This is a genomic window from Gelidibacter maritimus (assembly GCF_014062315.1).
Taxonomy (GTDB): Bacteria; Bacteroidota; Bacteroidia; order Flavobacteriales; family Flavobacteriaceae; genus Gelidibacter; species Gelidibacter maritimus.
On record NZ_JACGLT010000001.1, the window covers coordinates 380798 to 399182 of the forward strand.

11 protein-coding genes and 1 riboswitch are annotated in these 18385 nt (G+C 35.8%); of the genes, 6 read left to right on the top strand and 5 right to left on the bottom strand.

What is annotated here, in order from left to right; genetic code table 11:
• Positions 1-51: 51 nt before the first annotated feature.
• Positions 52-663, top strand: a complete 612-nt coding sequence (locus H3Z82_RS01690) for a hypothetical protein (RefSeq protein WP_182202142.1) — start codon at positions 52-54, stop codon at positions 661-663.
• Between the two features lie 422 nt (positions 664-1085).
• Here H3Z82_RS01690 and H3Z82_RS01695 read toward each other — a convergent pair whose 3' ends face one another.
• From H3Z82_RS01695 to H3Z82_RS01715, 5 genes are all read right to left on the bottom strand, one after another.
• The gene (locus H3Z82_RS01695; protein ID WP_182202143.1) at positions 1086-2213 is read right to left on the bottom strand and encodes a cell surface protein; all 1128 of its coding nucleotides are present in this window, start codon (positions 2211-2213) and stop codon (positions 1086-1088) included.
• Between the two features lie 15 nt (positions 2214-2228).
• Positions 2229-3353, bottom strand: a complete 1125-nt coding sequence (locus tag H3Z82_RS01700; RefSeq protein ID WP_182202144.1) for a YncE family protein — start codon at positions 3351-3353, stop codon at positions 2229-2231.
• An 18-nt stretch (positions 3354-3371) separates the two neighbouring features.
• Positions 3372-5378 carry a TonB-dependent receptor plug domain-containing protein gene (locus H3Z82_RS01705; protein ID WP_182202145.1) on the bottom strand — a complete coding sequence of 669 codons (2007 nt, stop codon included), beginning with the start codon at positions 5376-5378 and terminating at the stop codon, positions 3372-3374.
• Positions 5379-5478: 100 nt separating this feature from the next.
• Positions 5479-5661: riboswitch (cobalamin riboswitch) on the bottom strand.
• Positions 5662-6061: 400 nt separating this feature from the next.
• Positions 6062-7063, bottom strand: coding sequence for a hypothetical protein (locus tag H3Z82_RS01710; protein ID WP_220459111.1), 1002 nt, complete (start codon positions 7061-7063; stop codon positions 6062-6064).
• 610 nt (positions 7064-7673) lie between these two features.
• Complete coding sequence (locus H3Z82_RS01715; RefSeq protein WP_182202147.1) at positions 7674-10325, bottom strand: hypothetical protein; 2652 nt, start codon at positions 10323-10325, stop codon at positions 7674-7676.
• Between the two features lie 290 nt (positions 10326-10615).
• Between H3Z82_RS01715 and H3Z82_RS01720 the strand changes: the two genes are divergently transcribed.
• The 5 genes from H3Z82_RS01720 to H3Z82_RS01740 all read left to right on the top strand — a co-directional run bounded on the left by H3Z82_RS01720 (position 10616) and on the right by H3Z82_RS01740 (position 18382).
• Positions 10616-11617: a helix-turn-helix transcriptional regulator gene (locus tag H3Z82_RS01720; RefSeq protein WP_182202148.1), complete on the top strand. Its 1002-nt coding sequence runs from the start codon at positions 10616-10618 to the stop codon at positions 11615-11617.
• 60 nt (positions 11618-11677) lie between these two features.
• Positions 11678-12943 carry a DUF2130 domain-containing protein gene (locus H3Z82_RS01725; protein WP_182202149.1) on the top strand — a complete coding sequence of 422 codons (1266 nt, stop codon included), beginning with the start codon at positions 11678-11680 and terminating at the stop codon, positions 12941-12943.
• A 178-nt stretch (positions 12944-13121) separates the two neighbouring features.
• A complete protein-coding gene (locus tag H3Z82_RS01730) occupies positions 13122-15668 on the top strand; it encodes an N-6 DNA methylase (RefSeq protein ID WP_182202150.1) in 2547 nt (848 codons plus the stop codon).
• 3 nt (positions 15669-15671) lie between these two features.
• Positions 15672-16829: a response regulator gene (locus H3Z82_RS01735; RefSeq protein ID WP_182202151.1), complete on the top strand. Its 1158-nt coding sequence runs from the start codon at positions 15672-15674 to the stop codon at positions 16827-16829.
• 11 nt (positions 16830-16840) lie between these two features.
• Complete coding sequence (locus H3Z82_RS01740) at positions 16841-18382, top strand: type I restriction-modification system subunit M (RefSeq protein WP_182202152.1); 1542 nt, start codon at positions 16841-16843, stop codon at positions 18380-18382.
• Positions 18383-18385: the final 3 nt, after the last annotated feature.

Genomic DNA, 18385 nt, shown 5'->3' on the forward strand with positions numbered 1-18385 from the left:
AGAGCGATCTTTCGCAAGTGAAAAAATCATCTTATTTCAAATACCTTGCATATGCTTTTTACAAAATTAGGGATATTGCTTATTGGATTTGCGCAAGCAAGTCTATTGCCTTATGCCATTAGAAAGGCGCTAAAGCACGTGAAGTTGGATTTAGAAAAATATACCCTGAGTTTTTTAAGCAATAAAAGTCTTTACGGGCAAAAATTGGTCAAAGGCTATAAGTGGATGCTCCTTGCTACAGCACTTCTTACGTATGCTTACTTCTGGTTGTTAACTGAGTATTACGACCTTGGCCAACACGATAAACTTATGCGATATTTAGACATAGGTTTCGCATCGCTCGCACTTCTTGCTTTTGTGCCGCATAATCTAACGCCCTATAGCTTAAAAAATTTTGCACCATCGCTACAACGATTCCTGCATAACGTATTGGCAGTAGTCGTATTTCTTTCACTGCCGGCATTGATCATTACTTTTCAGGTCATCATTCTTCCCGAAATAAAATTTCTTGGTATTTCAGGACTGGCCATCATCGGAATAACCGTTCTCACTGTCATTCTTTCAATTTTAAAAAATGGGGTCAATGGAGCAACAGAATTGCTGTTTATTAATGGTATAGGCCTTTGGACTATTTTTGTTACTATTGTCACGTTTGTGAGTTGACCACTGACAAATGTGTTTGCGGTGCATGGAATGAGATTCGCAACACAGTCGTAATTTTATGAAAATAATTGTTGATCTAAGCCACCTGTGGTTAAAGGAGACAATCTGCTTAATCCACTAAAATCCCACAACTTTTTGGTTCGTTGCACCAATTAAAAAATTTACGATTCTAAACCTATGGTTTCCTTTTGCGGAGAATGAGAAATTAATACTATTGATCCCAATAGTCGTCGCACCATACAATAAAGCTCAAAACTGCTAAGACAATTTTTGGTGTTTTGTTTTTATCCACTTAAGAAAACGGTCTGTTTTCAAGGTTCGTAAAAAAATAAAAGGTCGCCTAAATGGTTTTTAGGCGACCTCTTCTTTACAAATATTTCTTCAGGCTTGCTCTGTTTGAGACACCTCTCAGACAAAAAGAATTATTGTAATAAACTTAAATCCGCAATGCCGGCAACCTCGGTAGAAAGCTCACCCAACCAGCCCATATTGGCCTGGATTCCAGTTTGGATCTTTATAAAATCAATCCCGCTTAAATGCACTGGATTTCCTTCTGTATCGATGGCATCTGCAATATTTATTTTATCTCCGCCTGGCGTATTGTCTGCATAGCCATAGTCGAACGGTGCACTGGTAATCATTGACGGATTGCTCATATCGATATGACTATCTGACAACAATGTTCCAGTAAGCGTATAAGAGTCTTCTGTAATCCATTCTGGATAATAAGCTTGTTTGTGAAATGCGTTTTTTAAGACAAAACCAGTATTTCCTTGATTGTCCTCCCAAGCCACATCGTCTTCTGCCGTTTCAGGTCTGAAATACGTCACCTTATAAGTTCTAAGAGTTCCTTCCTGAGCATGCGCACTTCCATTAATCTCGTACCACGTGTCGTCAGGCAATCCATTCCCGTTGTCGTCCTGCATCACATACACAACACCAGGCTCAGCAAAAGTTGGCATGGCATTTCCATAAATGATAAAATCATCTTCATCTTCACGATTAATAACGGTATGATCAAAAGCATAACTTACGGAACCTCCCCAAGCTCCCAGGGTTACTAACCCACGTTTCCCGATAAGTCCTTCTGCACTTTCTAAATTCCCAACACCCTTATTGATAAACTGACCTGGTGCTGGAAGATATTCCAAAAGTTCAGTTATATAGGCGTTACTCTCATCAGTTATAGGTCTTATTTTAGCCGCAACCTCAATAGTATAGTCATAATTAAAGGTCCCCGTTATATTTGAGGCTTCATAAGAAAGCGTATATGTTCCTGAATTTGTCGGTTCAAAAACATAGGTATCAACAGTGGCAACAATACTGTCACCTAAAGTCCAATGTTCAGTATATTCTGAATTGTTTAGATTGATGGCGGCAAATTTTAAAGTATCTCCAACCGTAATCTGAAATTCTCTTTCTACTTTGGACATAGAAATTTCCGGTGCTAAAACCTGTACATCATCGTCATTAGAACATGAGGTAAAAAGTAGAGCAAGGGCAAAAAAGGCAATAAGTAATTGTTTGTAATTGGTTGTCATTGTATTCATTATTTAAGGTTTAAATTATTCGTAATTAAAAGTGATATGCGCAGGAATATCTCCTGTTTGAACGGACCATTTGAGCGCTCCATCAGGTGTAAAACAATAGAGGTTTCCAGGGGTGACATAATCTTTGGCGTCGGTAATCAGTACCTCATCGGTTTCAGGATTGACCGCTATCCCATAGGGCATCTCAATCAGGTTCTTATCCTTTTCGGAAATATAGGTCTGGTCTAAAATCGTTTCTGTTTTAGTGTCCAACATGAGGTATGAAATCTCATAGTCGCCAGTGATAAAGCTGAACTCCGAATTGTACATATAGGCAATATCTTTGTGTATGGTCAAATTGCTGACGCCAATATCAAAACTCTTTTTAACCGTTTCTGTATGGGTATCAACCACAAACAATTTGGAAGGTATCTCGTAATAATCACCTCTTGAAGTCACGTATAAATCTCCTTCATCATCTATTTTAAGACGATGGAGGTTAATGCCCACTTCAATGCGATTGATCTCTGTAAAAGCGTTGACATCAATTACTGAAACGGTGGACTCGTATTCTGGCGGACTATAGCCTCCGGAATTGGCGACGTATATTTTGTCGTTGTAGGCCACCAGTTCTTCCGGTTGACGTCCAACCTCCACCCGACGTGTAATGTTCAAACTGGTGGTATCAATTTCAGCCACGATACCGTTGGGAGCGTTCGGATCGCCGATAGTTCCCAAGTAACTGCTCAAATACCCCTTTCCGTTATAAAATGTAAGATATCGGGGATTATCAATATCAATTTGCTTAATGCGTTTGCCCGAATTCACATCGAGCACTTCCACTTTATTGGAGCCATTCACCACGACATATAACTTTGAACCATAAATTCCTATAGCGTTACCAATATCTCCGAGCCCGCCAACAAGATCAGGATTGGCTTGACTGAATACAGTGCGTTTATAGTCGCCCGTTTCATAATCCATATAATCCAATGAGGCTTTATTCATTGACATATTGCCTTCATTTAAAAGATAGAAACCGGCTACGGAAGTTGGATTTTGACCTCCAGGGTTTTGAACATCATCATCTGGGATGGGATCATCGCTCTGGCAAGCGTATAATCCGAAGAAAATTAAAACTAATGCACTAATTTTTTTCATAGTTGTTTTTTTAAAATATTAGAATTGATAATTAAGATTTAGCCGGAAAGACCTTCCGGGCATTGGAAAATTTTTGATAACGGCATAATGTTGATCAAATAGGTTGTTGACTTCCAAGCCAAACTTTAATGGGTTTTCCCCAAAAAAGGGAAGTTCATAATTGACCGATATATCGTGGGTGTACCAAGGTTGTAGATAATTGGACGCGATGTTTGCTTTTTGGCTATAGCGTTCACCGGTATAGATGAAGCTGTAGTTGAGGGCGATATTTTTATAATCCATCATCAAAGTAGCACTACCACTATGCTTGGGCACATAGGGGATTTGTTGACCAAAACTGTTTCCGCCAGACGTCTTGTCCAAAGACTCTTGGAATGTATAGGTGAGGCGTGCACTGTAATTAAAATCAGCACTGATCTTCCCAGAAGTGGTCACGCTGGTTTCTATCCCCTTGGTTTCCACTTCGCCCAGATTATACATGGTCCATCTAAACAGATTGGTACCCGGAATGGCAACAATTTTATCCGTAATCCATATATTATAAATATCGCTGGTGACATTTAAAAGGGTAGAACCTAAGTCCTTTTGCCAAGAAAAGCCCAGGTTGATCTGTTCTGAATACTCTGGATCCAAAAAGGTATTACCAACAAAAGTGTAATACAGATCATTGAAAGTGGGCATCCTGAACATCTTTTTATAAAATCCACGAAGTCTAAAATCGGCCGATTTAAAAGGCTGTACATTAAAAAGAAGGCTTGGTGAAAATTCCTGAAGATCATCGGCAGCCTCATAGTACTTTACAGATTCATATACTCCGGTACTTAAAAAACTTGCTTGGATAGTGAGTCTCTTAAAATTAAAATCGGAGGCCAATACATTGAGTAGGGTGGTTCTTTTTGGATAGGCAAATCGATACATATTAGACTGCATGGTGTTGTGCTGAACGTCGGTGGCCAGACTCAATGTCCAATACGGCTTGACTTTGTAGGTGTTCACCAACGACAGGTAATACTCTTGCTGGTTGTAGGTGTTTTCCAGAAACCCGGTGGTCGTGACGATTTCGGGATCTAAATACCACGAATAATCGTCACCATATTTACCGCGGACTTTAATAGCATACGTTTCTCCAAATTGATGTTTATAATCGGCTTGTAGAAAGTTATTCCTATCCCACAAACGTTGCGGTCGTGCAAACCTATTGGCCACAATAGCCCCAGGCAGACCTCGTTCCGAATTGTAATGGTAATATTTTACGTTCCAAAGGTCTTTGTTTTTGTGATTGCCGTGCACCGAAGCTTCCACGCGATAGGATTTGATGTCTGCATTATTTCGCACCGCCGTGGTATCATAAATACCATTGGAGTATTGAAACTTATAGCGACCATGAGCGTTGACCAGCTCGGTACTGAGCCGGGCTGAAATAGCATCGTTGATTTTATAATTGAGATTCAGAGACGGATTAAAAAGTCCGAAGGACCCTGACCGCACGCCTACGGCTAATTGATAGGTTTCATCAGGTTTAAATTTTGGCGTTTTAGTTTGCAGATAAATGGTATTGGAAGACGCATAAGCTTTTGCCGATTGCTGCATCTCACTGCGCTGTCCTTGATACAGACTGACCTGCTGCATATTGTCGAGCGAGAACTTCCCGAGATCGACCTGTCCATTTTGTGCATTCCCGAGTTGAATCCCGTCAAAAAACACCCCCGTATGTTGCGATCCCATACTACGGACATTAACTGTTTTGATGCCGCCGATGCCGCCGTAATCTTTGAGTTGAATGCCGCTAAAATAGCGTAGTGCATCCGCGACACTTAAACTGTTCAGTTTTTTTAATTGTTCTCCAGAGAGGGATTGTACCGAGGCTGGCGAGGTGTGAGATTCGAATCGGTTTCTATCATGACGCAAGAAAATTTCTTGCAACGCTACCGGTGTCAGCGTATCCTGAGTTTGGGCCGAAAGTACGGTCGGACAAAGGAGTAGTCCAAAAATAAATATTATAATACGGTTTAAATAGGTCCTCATAATGACATTGCGCCAACGAGGACTAACAAGAAAGGTAAGCCGCTTTGAAAGAACCAAAGCGTCTATACAACCATTCCAAGCTTCAATCCCCGAAAGCCTTATAGAATTACATGAAATGGCAGGTATTCTGACTTGCTTTATCCACCCGGCCTTCCCATCTAAACAGACAGTGACCATAATTGGGTTTCATCAAAAAGCTTACAGCTGCGGGACAGTTCTGGAATTACACCAGATTCCCATTTAATGTCTGCCTAAGCAGACAACCGTTTCTTGAATATTTTTAATAATTGGCAAATATAGATATTCTTTTTGAGGAGGCAACATATATTCGCTGCTTGGATGATGCAGGGATTTTGGGAGACTAGGATATATTTTATTAGCTATGCAGTAGGGGGTATGTAGGGGTCTGAAGCTTTGTTTGCTTAAGGTGCTTGTTATCAGGTCTTCTCAGCAAAAAATTCTCTTTGTATGGAACTCGAAATTCAATTTAGGTGATGTTTTAGATGGCTATTTGGAGGGGATGGATATTAAGTTAGAATGGGAATTTTAGAAATATGGTAGTGCATTTTACTAATAAGGATAAACCCATGCAGTTTCAGATTTTATAGACAACCTGTGGGTTCTTAATCGTAGTTTTTCAAACTGTTTGAAAATACTTAAACTGTCGTTGCTAATAGTCAATATTAAATCTCATGTTTTAATGAGTCAATAAATGCATTAATAGCTGGATTTGAAGCACTATAACTCACAATTTTTACATCCAATGGGGTTTTTGAAAATTTGTCTATTGATTTTCTGATTGCATCAAAAATCCATTCATATCTATTGCCAAAAGCACCACCACCAATTAATGTAAGGAATACTTTATTATTTCCTGTCCTATTATAGTTTTTCAAAGCGATATGAAAAGTAGCTTCATAGGTCGCTTCCAAAATCATTTTAGCAAACTCAGACCACAATTCGATTTCAATCTCCGAATAGGAAACGGGTAGGGCAGAGCAATAAACTTGGGTTATAGGATTCTTATTTTTGTTTAAGGTAACTTCGGAATCCCATTGAACGCCTATTCTAAGTTTTCCTTTTAAAGATTCAAAATCATTTCCAGATTTAGATTTTATCTGTTGAGTAATGCTGGTGAGCCCTTTTCTAGTTGCAAGGGCATAACCATTTTTCATTTCCCAATGTTTATGTTTTTCATTTTCAAGTTCTATCCCGATATCATGTAAACAATCAATTTGTTTGGTTGATGTCTGTCCAATTTGTCCGTCAACGTTTACGAAATAATTCCGGAAAATTGTTCCTGCTCCACAAGCTATAGCACAAGCTGGACCCTGAGTACCGTCATATTCATAGATTCCAACACCTTCCTCGGGTGTGCTATCTGGGCTAACCATCTCTAAAAGGTTGAATTGTGATGCTACCTGAATAAGTGCATTTTTGTTCGATGCCTCCTGATGAATATTCTGAATGTTTCCTACTATTTCAGAAATCTTAATTTCAGAATTATATTTATTTATTAAATCTGATTCATTTCTCAATTCTTCTAATGATGGTGTTTCGAGCGAGCCAAATACAAATGCATGATTATTAACTTTTGAGATGAGTTGGTTGCCAACGATCTCAATGTTTTTTCTTACCTGTTCAGGATTACTTTCCTTAAAACCTACTAATTTTTCAAACCACATCATTTGCTGATTTTTTATTATTTTCCACGTTTTTAATAATTGTTTTTAAGATGAACAATTTTAAGCTTTTTTAAAAAAGAAAGCTATATTGCTATAAAAAAATAACAAGTTCGTATAGGTAGACTATTATTTTTTAAGCCAGCAATGGGTTTTATCGGCTTCTAACCAATCAGGCTCCCATAAACTTCCTAAATATGAGCTTGTTACTTTAAAGTCTTTACTATATTTACCATTGAAATCTAAACATTTTTTTAGTTCCTCACAATACCATTTTACACCCCTATAATTCATAAACCCATAACATACTAAATCATCGTCTTCTTTGAAAGTTCCGTTGGGAGAATTCTTTCGATCCCTCCACAATATTTTTCAGAAATGAACTTTTTTGGGAATAATGAAATTGTAAGATTTTGGTTCTATGCTCAATTTGTTTGGTGTTATTAATAAATATAGATTTTATAAGAGTGATAAATGTGGCTGTGTCGACTGCCAATTAATTCCTAAGCAATATCCTATTTATTATTATGGCATAGACTGCTCATTTTTGGAAAATTCTTCTGAAAAAGGATTATATTTCAAATTTCCTTCTAACCCTTTTTTTTCAACCGTATTAAGAGCTCATATTTTTTAATTCATTGTTTATTGTTTGAGCGGTAAATAAGTACAGTGCAATAAAATCTATAGCATTTTTTATTTGCTTATTTAAACCCATATCTAAACTCTCATGAGCTCCATTATGTCTTAATTGATCACTTAAAAATTTTAAACTATGTAAGATATAAGAGAAATTATTTTTCTGTTTATTAGTTCTGTTTTCTTGAAACTTGTATGTCCAGACCTCCTTAAAGTCTGTAAACGAATTAATGACGTCTACTTGTCCGCTAAACCTTTGATTCTCCAAGTCTGGGATAAAGCACTTTAAATAGGTTTCGTAGCCTAATATCAATTTATTCAAACAGGTTTCTCGATCATAATAATCGGTTTTTGTGTTAAGCAATTCAAAAAGTGACTGAAGTAGAGAATCACCCCAACGCGATGGCTTACCATTTACATCTAAAATAGCCTCATAAAAAAGATCGAAATTATTAGCTAACACTGCTTTATTCATCTTGTACTGTCTTACCTCGGAGAACAATTCTTTTATTACTTTCTCTTTTAACAGTTCTCTATCATAAGCTAGTCTAACAGGAAAAGCCATATTACCTAATAGTTCTGTAGCTTCTTCCTTAACTTCTATATGTAATTCCTGGGGTTTGGGAAGTAAAGAGCGATCAAGAGATATCCATTTTTGATTATCAATGTCTTCTTTAATGAAAATTTCCCTCTCATCAAATATTTTATATAAATAGGTTAATGAGGTGCGTTTGGGCAATAAATGCTTGGTCTCATCTTTTAAAGCGCTCAATTTAACCTTGTCATGACGCTTCAAGTAGTTAATAGCATGAGCTCTGATGTTTTTTCTGTATTCAGGCTCAACTTGCTTGCCCAGCCGATTTAAATCATGTTTTTCTAATTCTTCTGTATCTATGCTATAATAATCTTTTCCATTTATATTATTGTGTACTATAATTCCAGCATCAATAAATTTTTTCAGATAAGCATCAAATTTTTTAGTGGTGTTTATTGTTACCCCCGCATTGTTTAAAGAGGTCATTGTTTCAGATCGCAATGCTCTTTTTTCCTTTTTTTGGTCTCTATCGGATTCGATTATTTTAATCACAGTTTTAATGAAATCATTTCCAAAATATTGATTTTTTTTATTAACAACATTTATCTCTGGATATTGACCGAGGCAGTTTTCATGAATAAAAAGATTGTTATCGTCTATCGATTTTCTTGAACAATTTAGAATATAAGCTCTTATACTACTGTCTGGATAGCCAGCATAATGAGTTGTATTCAAATATGATTTTAGAGTTTCAAACTCTACTTTTCCTTTATACTTTTTAAAAATAGTGTCGTCTATAAAATCTTGTAATGTTTCTACATTTGTAATGCTATCTCCACTTATGGAAACCCAACGGCCAGATTTTCCTATAGGCCTGATTTTATCAGTTCGCCTAAACGTAAGTTGGGATATAGTAAGTTCCTTTAAACCAGCATCAGAAGCACGTTCATTATAGCTTTCTAAAATCGCTGTATTATGCATGGAACCGTCTTCTTCTATAAGAATACGTTCAACTTTGGCTGTTACGGACGATAAATACTCCCATTTAAATTGGTATAAATCAGTGTTGATATGGTCATCATCGTTATCAGAATCAATATCTCTAATCTCTAACTTAATATAGTCATCTAATAAGGCATCTAATATCTCTTTTTGTACCCCTTGAATTTTGATTTCTTTGTTCTGAGTAGTTTTTAGTGATGGTATTTCTTTAGTTAATTTTTTTATGAGATCTTTTTTCTTGTAATATTTGCCTTCTCTAAAAACTTTATCGAATAATGTAAGATGCGAGCGGTATAATAATATGTCCTTCTTTTTGCTTAAAACGTAGTAATTATCTTGTGCTTGTTCTGAAGTTACTTCAATAAGATCTAGGCTGAAAATTGATAATAATTTTCTTATTATATCAGGATTTGGAAATTCATTATCACTGAAATTTTCCAAAAAATTAGACCGATAAAGATGAGTGTCAAAGACATTTTTTAGGTTGTTTAAGAATTGTGAATTAACCTTCAAACCATAACCTTTTTGTTCTTTCAAAAATAAAGATCGTAAGTCTGGTTTAGTTTTGTGGTCAAATAAATTAGTTCTAATATTTTCTGCTGTTTTGCCATATTTTTCACCAATTGTCTTAAATGACGATTCTTCTTGGCCATCCAGTCCGAAATAATGTGCAATATATTCAGATAATGGTAAAAAGGAATTAAATTCAGTTTTATCAAAAAAATGATGTGGTAGGCCGGCTTTTATTCTTAAAACGGATACAATTTCTTTTAAGCTATCTATCAGATTTGTAGCTAAACAGTCTACCGGTTCAAATCCTAATCCAATTTCAATAGGAGCGCAAAGTACATATTTGTAATAATTTAAAAAGTACTCGGGGTCATTTTGAGTTTTTATTTTAAAGGCATTAATAGTATCTCTAATTTTCTTTTTCTCATCCTGATATTCGTGTTCCTTTAGTCGATAAATATCGAGTAACGAATAGTCTTTCTGAATGAGTACTTCAATTATAGACTTCTTCTTATCAAAAATAGCGCATAAATGTTTTTCACCTTGTATCTGGCTTAAGATGTCTTTTAGATCTGGATTCATATAATAGAAATTGTTTTGCTGAAACTTATGGTCAAAAGGTTAAAAAGGATTTAAATATAGGCAGATATATTTTAATAAAACTTTAGTAAATAAAATTATACAAAGACATGGGTTAATATTTAGATAGTTCTAAAAAACCGATGCGTTCTTAATTTTCCATATTTTTTATTTAAATGTGCTATGTATCTGCATTTTGTATTTTTTCATAAAAAAAACCTAGAATGTATAGAAAAGTTCCTATTTTTAGATTCCTAACTGTATTGAAGCTTTATTTTTAATTAACCAACCTCATGGCAACAAACAAACATGCCCAGATTCGCTTTACTATCTTAGACCGTTGTTTCAGTAATTTTAATCGATTGTATACTTATGATAACTTACTTGACGAAGTAAATAATTATTTATATGAATTGGGAACAGAGGGCATCCGTCTGCGTCAACTTCAGTATGACATCGAGCACATGAAATCGGATGCTGGATGGGCCATTGAATTGGATGACTCTTTAAGAAAGGGAAAGAAAAAGGCTTTTCGTTATCAAGACAAGAATTTCTCCATTGCTGACCATCCTTTAAATGTGGATGATCTGGAGCAGCTTGAGACCACTATCACCATTTTATCCCGATATAAGCATCGCGCTGAGTTTTCGTGGTTGGAAGAACTCATACCACGTATGAAGCAAGCATTCAATTTGGTGGCTGATGGCGATAACGGACTTATCGGCTATGAAGAAAATATCGATTTAAAAGGTCGTGAGCATTTAGGTACATTATTCAATTTGATTGTAAAACGCAAACAGATCAAATTAACCTATGAGCCTTATGGAAAACCGCCATTTGAGGAAGTAGTGCATCCGTATTATGTCAAACAATCCAATAATCGCTGGTTTTTATTTTGCTTTAATCCGAGATATCAAACCATTTCAAATTACGCCTTAGACCGGATGGTGTCTATTGAGGAGTTAGCAGAAAAATTTGAGCCCAGCACCATCAATTGGTTGGATTATTTTTACGACATCATCGGGGTTACAAAACCCGAAGACGCCCAAATAGAAAAAATCCATTTAAAATTTTCCGAACAGCGCCTTCATTATGTATTGACCAAACCTTTGCATGGATCGCAGAAATTAGACCGTACCGATCCCGATGGTCGAACGGTAACAATTGAAGTATTTCCTAACAAAGAGCTGTATCAGTTATTGCTGTCTTATGGTCCTGATGTTGAGGTGTTGGCGCCTGACGTAGTTAGAGAAGAAATCGCTTTAAGAATTAAAAATACGAATACTATTTATTAAAACGCAAGTGTATTGCATAGATGGGTTTCATCTTTGTATGGAATTTAAAAACAATATGCTATGAAATCACAAATTACATGTCCAAATTGCGAAACCCCTATTAATGTTAATGATGTTTTAAAGCATCAAATAGAAAACAGTATCCGGAAAGAATTTGCACTCAGAGAAGTTGAGGCCAAAAAAGTATTGGATAAAAAGGAGGAACTATTGGCTCAAGAGAAATCGGAATTTTTAAAAGAGAAGGAACAAGCTGCCGAAATTTTTCAAGCGCAATTGGATAATGAGCTTAAAACTATGCTTGCAGTAAAAGAAGAGGAGCTTAAAAAGATACTTCAATCTGAAAGAGATGAGCAACTACAGATTTTAAATAAGGAGTTGGATGAGAAGTCAGAAAAACTTAAGGAGTTTAATAAAAATATAGCTGAAATCGAACGTTTAAAGCGTGAAAAGAATGAAATGGCAGCTGAGATAGAAGCGAAGCAGGAGCAGGTCTATAATCAGAAGTTAATAGAAGAACGAGAGAAAATAAAAAAAATGGTTGATGACTCTAACGAATTAAAAATAAAGGAATTTGAGAAGAAGTTAGCCGACCAGAAGAAGCTCATGGAGGAAATGCAGCGAAAACATGAGCAAGGTTCTATGCAATTGCAAGGAGAAGTATTAGAGTTGGCAATTGAGGAATGGTTGGTAAATCAATTCCCATTAGATACCATTGATGAAATAAAGAAAGGTGTTAATGGTGCCGATTGTTTACAGATTGTGAATACTCGAGAGTTACAGAATTGTGGCTCCATTTATTACGAAACCAAGCGAACTAAAACATTTCATCCATCTTGGATTGAAAAGTTTAAGAATGATATCCGCGATAAGAATGCCAATATTGGTGTGTTGGTTACTGAAGTAATGCCAGCTGATATGAATCGCATGGGAATGCGTGATGGGATTTGGATATGTACCTATGAGGAGTTTAAAGGTTTGAGTGCTGTACTCCGCCAAGGAATTATTCAGTTGAGTACTGCTTTAATATCACAGGAAAATAAAGGGGATAAAATGGAAATGCTTTATGACTTTCTAACCAGCAATGAGTTTAAATTACAAATGGAAGGTATTGTTGAAGGTTTTTCGCAAATGCAAACTGATTTACAAAAGGAAAAAAATGCCATGAAGCGTATTTGGAAACAACGCGAAAAACAAATAGATAAAGTCATTTCAAACACGGTTCATATGTACGGCTCTATCCGTGGTATTGCGGGAAATGCAGTTCAACCTATCCTCGCATTGGAGTTGGATAGCGAAGTTTTAGAATTAAATAATAATATATTATAACCATATCTTATAATCTTGGTAAGATCAGATGAAATGAATTATGAAAATACCGTTTTCGAACTATATAAAAGCGCTAATTACGATATCATATATAACATAAGTTTAGAAAAAGAATAAGCATGCAGATGTATTGCGCAGATTGGTGTTTAATTTGCAACGTCATATTAAACTTTAGTTAATGGATAGTTTTGAGAATAAATTTTGGAATGTTTTAGACAGCATTCGAGGGTACAGAGATATAGGAGACCTTAAGGAGCTTTTTATTTCTTTAGTATTTTTAAAATTTGCCAACGATAGGTTTAATATTTCGTCATTCAGTCAAATTGAAGTACCTGATGCTGCGAAATGGAGCTTTTTACATACCAGTTTAAATAACGTCGATTTTAGAAACCTTTTATGGAAGGCATTCCATGATTTAGAAAAGCAAAACGAAAGATTGAGCAATTCGTTTACTGTTTTTTACTTTGAGCGTAAGTTCAATAAAAACCCCGACTCAGAATTAGTTATAAAATTGTTTAGAGCAGTATCTGATTTCAACATTACCAAAGATGAATTGAAATTCTCGGATGTTCTTGAAAATTTAGTTACTCATTTCGCTAGTTCGGTAGGGAGAGGAGTTGTCGATACTACTACACCTCAAACTATAACACAACTCCTGATTGAGTTGTTAAACCCTGAAGATGGATCTGTTTTAGATTCTACTTGCGGAACTGGTGGGTTTTTTCAAAATATCAATGAAAAATTCCCGAAGGGTAATTTTAATTTTTACGGTCAAGAGAATAATTCTTCAATCTTGGCAATTGCAAAATTGAGGTTTGCATTTAATGAGAATGATAATATTCAATTTGGTAAGCCTACCAGTACATTAACCGACGATCAGTTTCCTGATTTAAAAGTTGATTATGTTTTAATGCATCCACCTTTTCATCCAAGGGTGATGGATAATGATATTCCTCCGAATGATCCAAGATTTATATTTGGTTTACCTAAAAGAAATGCAAACTTGGTCTGGATTCAACATGCTATTTTCCATCTTAATAGTAAGGGGAAAGCAGCCTTATTGCTTAGTAATAATGTCTTGAGTGTAGACGGAGGAGAGGGCGAAATAAGGAGAAACATTATCGAAGCCGACATGGTGGAAGCAATAATAACATTGCCTTCGCAATTACTTATTAACACGGGTGCTTTTACAAATATTTGGGTGTTAAATAAGAATAAATCGAAAAAGGGAAAAGTGTTATTTATTGACGCCTCTTCTTTAGGACATATGACTAATAGGTTTCAACGTGCCTTAAGCAATGAAGATATTCTACAAATTACTTCTCATTTTACCGCTAACCAGCAACACAATTCAAATTATGTTGATAAGATAGGTTTTTCAAAATTAGTAAGTATTTCAGAAATTGCTGAAAATGACTTTCTGTTAAGCCCAGGACGATATTTGGATTACGAAGACTTATTGGAAGTAGACTTGAATAATACGTTAGCCTTAGGAGATGTTTTAAGCTATATAAGGCCTGCGAGGCTAACTCCAGATACTACTTATTTGAAATTAGGTATAAAAGATTTATCGTCAAGTCCGGATGTTTATTTACTAAATGCAGACAATTTATCCGTTTTGGAGAAAAATCTAAACTTTAATTCCTTAGATAATAATGTTCTTTTGGTATCGAGAGTTGGCAATAATCTAAAGCCAACGTTTCATGCATCAAGTAATAAAAAAATTGCTTACGTCAATATGTTTGCATTTAAGGTGGATCAAACGAAAGTAAGTATTGAATATTTAGTTGCAGAGCTTTATAAAGATTATATAAAATCTCAAATAGATAGTTTTAATATGGGTAGTGTTACGCCTATAATTAGGCGTGAAGATTTTTTAAGAGTAAAAATGATAATTCCCGCTTCGTTAGAGGAGCAAAACGAAATTGTAAGTAGAGAAAAAGCTTTAAGGTTTCAATCTTTAGCAAAGGATTTAGGTTTCGAGAGAGAAATCGCTAAACTAAAGGCTGCACAAACTAAAGATTTAGGCTCCAAAAGACATAATATCATGCAACATCTTAATAACGTGAAAGCATCGGCAGATGTGTTATCAAAAATGATGCAACTTAATAATGGAGTTTTAAGAGCCGATGAGATAATCGACCCGAGAAGAGGGATTACGGTGGAAAAACGTTTACTTCGCTTGCAAGAAAGTTTAGAGACGGTTATATATTATGTAGATAATATTACCGATGAAATGATATATGGAGTTGCCGAAATATTAAATCCTTTTAAACTTTTGAAAGGGTGCAAGGAGAGAGGGCTTCAGAGTGAGTGGTATTCGGTAGATTTAATTAATGAGAATCAGTCTTTTGAAGGTAATGAGCCGTTAATAAATATTTCTAAAAATGATTTTGAAGAAATATATAATAACATTTTAGAAAATGCCATTAAGCATGGATTTGCAGATAAAAGTAAGTCGTACATTTTTCGGGTTTCTGTAGCTTATATTGACGATTTCTTAGAAATTAATTTCGAGAATAATGGAAAGCCATTCCCTAAAGGGATAGTTGAAAGGTATAACGTAAAAGGAGAAAAAGCAGGAGCCACTGCTGGTACTGGCATCGGACTCTGGAAAGTTGCTGAAATAGCTAATCACTTTGATGCTAAGTTAGAAGTTTTTGATGAACCTACAAGTGATTTTCCTGTAGGTTTTAAATTTAAATTTACACTCCAAACACGATAAGAGATGAGAAAATACGAGGTTTTATGGATTGATGATGATGCTGAAAAACAAGATGCGTTTTTAGATTCAGCTTATTTAGAAGGTTTTAATATTACTTACTTTAAAACCTCTAAAAAAGGAATGGAGGAATTAACTTCTAAAATAGAACGGTATGATGCTGTTATTTTGGATGCTATGGTATTTAATGAGTCGGAAGATGAAAAAGCTGGATTAGCGGGTTTGCAAAATTCTATTAAAACAATTAACAATTTAGCACATTTTAAAAAAGTTCCGTATTTTATTTTCTCGGGTTATATAGATCAAGACGAACATTCTAGTGCGAGAGATATGTTGGCAGATGAAACTATTTTTATTAAAAGTAAAGATAACCACGCATTGTTTGCAGCGATTAAAAAAGCCGCCGATGCTCAAGAACTTACTCAGTTAAAACATAAATACCCTAATGTTTTTTCACTCTGTAAAGATAATTATCTTGGTAGCAAACAATTTGATAGGATCCTGCAGCTTGTAAAAGATGTTGAGAATCCAGACTATATATCTAACCAGCAAGATGCTTTGCCACCTATGCGTAAAATTTTGGAAGCTATATTTAGAAAATTGAATATTTTGGGATTAATCCCTGATGCAATTCAAAATGGTCAGGGAGCAATTAATGGTGCCAGTATTTTTTTAGCGGGCAACAATAAGCACTATCTTTACAGGCAAGCGTTAATAGACCCTGTAGTTGCAGAGTCTATCCGGCATTTAATTAGTTTAACGCAAGACGCATCACATAACGAAGGAAATAAATTAGGAACAGATACCTATTTAAGCAGTCGGACGAACAGCTTTTTATATCAATCATTATGCTATGCGTTGCTTGAAGTTTTAGATTATCTAAAACCATTTGTCGATGCTAATTCAGATAAAGTTGAAAACCAATCTAAATGGCAGTTAATTGAAGTTTCAAATATGGGTTCAGAACTTTGGATTAAAGGTAAGATTTCTAGAGTTGCTGATAACGGCTATGGAACTTTTCAACCAAATGAAGGAAGCTTTACGTTAACTATATTGCCAAATAAAATGGAGGAATATTCACTGACAGAAGACCAAAATATTGATGTTACAACAGAGCCTAGTCATTGTGGCACAAAAACATATATAAAAGAAATAAAATATTAGAATAGAAATTTATGATCACTGGAGAATTAAAACAGCAAGTTGACGCTATATGGCAAACCTTCTGGGAAGGGGGAGAGCCAAACACCATGACCATCGTTGAGCAACTCACGTACCTTATTTTTATCAAAGATTTAGATGAGACCGAAACGCGTAACGAACTTATGTTTAAACGTCTCAATAAGCCTTTCGAGCCTGTTTTTGATGAAAACCAGCAAGATTTTAGATGGAAAAATCTAAAGGAAATGGATGTGAGTCAACGATTTAATATTTTCGCAGATAATATCAATGGCATCTTTCCATTCATCAGAACGCTAGGGAAAGAAAAAAGCTTGTTTAGCACACACATGCGTGGTGCTAGCTTTAGCAATTATAAGGCATTGGTTTTAGATCAAGTTATTGAAAAGTTGGAGCGTATAGATATGTCTAACCAAGATGCGAAAGGTGATATCTATGAATATATGCTTTCCAAATTGGAGGGTGGCGGCACCTCTGGTCAGTTTAGAACGCCGCGCCATATCATTAAGATGATGGTAGAGCTGATGCAACCTACTCTAGAAGACACCATTTGCGACCCAGCTTTGGGAACAGCTGGTTTCTTAGTGGCAGCCAAAGAATATATAGATAAAAATCATGATGTAACCGAATTAGATAAATATCGAGATCACATTAACAAAACGATGTTTAATGGTACCGAGTTTTCTTCTACTATGTTGCGTATTGCATCTATGAACCTGTTTTTGCACGGGGTGGAAGAACCCAATGTGATAGATGTTGACGCCGTAAGTAAAGACAATGACGTGAGCGACGCATATACTTTAATTTTGGCCAACCCGCCGTTTAAGGGCACCATAGATAAAGAAAGTATAGCTCCCGGATTGCGTAATGTGACCGACACCACCAAAACCGAACTTCTCTTTTTAGCCTTGATGCTGCGCCAACTTAAAAAAGGAGGACGTGCCGCAGTGATTGTCCCCGACGGGGTGTTGTTTGGAAGTGGAAAAGCCTATAAAAGCATTCGGTCAGAAATTGTGGCTAACCATAAATTGGAAGCGGTGATTTCTTTGCCCAGTGGGATTTTTCAACCTTATTCTGGAGTAAGTACTGCCATTATTATATTCACTAAAACCGACAATGGCGGGACGGATAATGTGTGGTTTTACGACATGCAGGCTGATGGGAAAAGCTTAGACCAAAAGCGAAATCTATTAGTCGATGCCGATGTGTTTGAGGCCTTCTCTTTTGGCGATGGTACCGATGAACTTTCAGAAGCTTTGCAAAAAGAACTGCACGAAAAGTTTAATTTACCGGATGTGATCCAACGCTTTGCAACGTTAAAAAATAAGAATACGCCAGAAACCGACCGCAAACGTACCGAACAGTCTTTTTTGGTGCCGTTTCAGGAAATAAAGGATAATGATTGGGATTTATCTATTAACCGCTATAAAGAGATTATTTATGAGGAAGTGGAATACGATGCGCCTATGGAAATAATAGAAAGAATTAATCAATTGTCAAATGAGCGCATAGCTTTATTGGAAAAAATTAATCAATAGAAT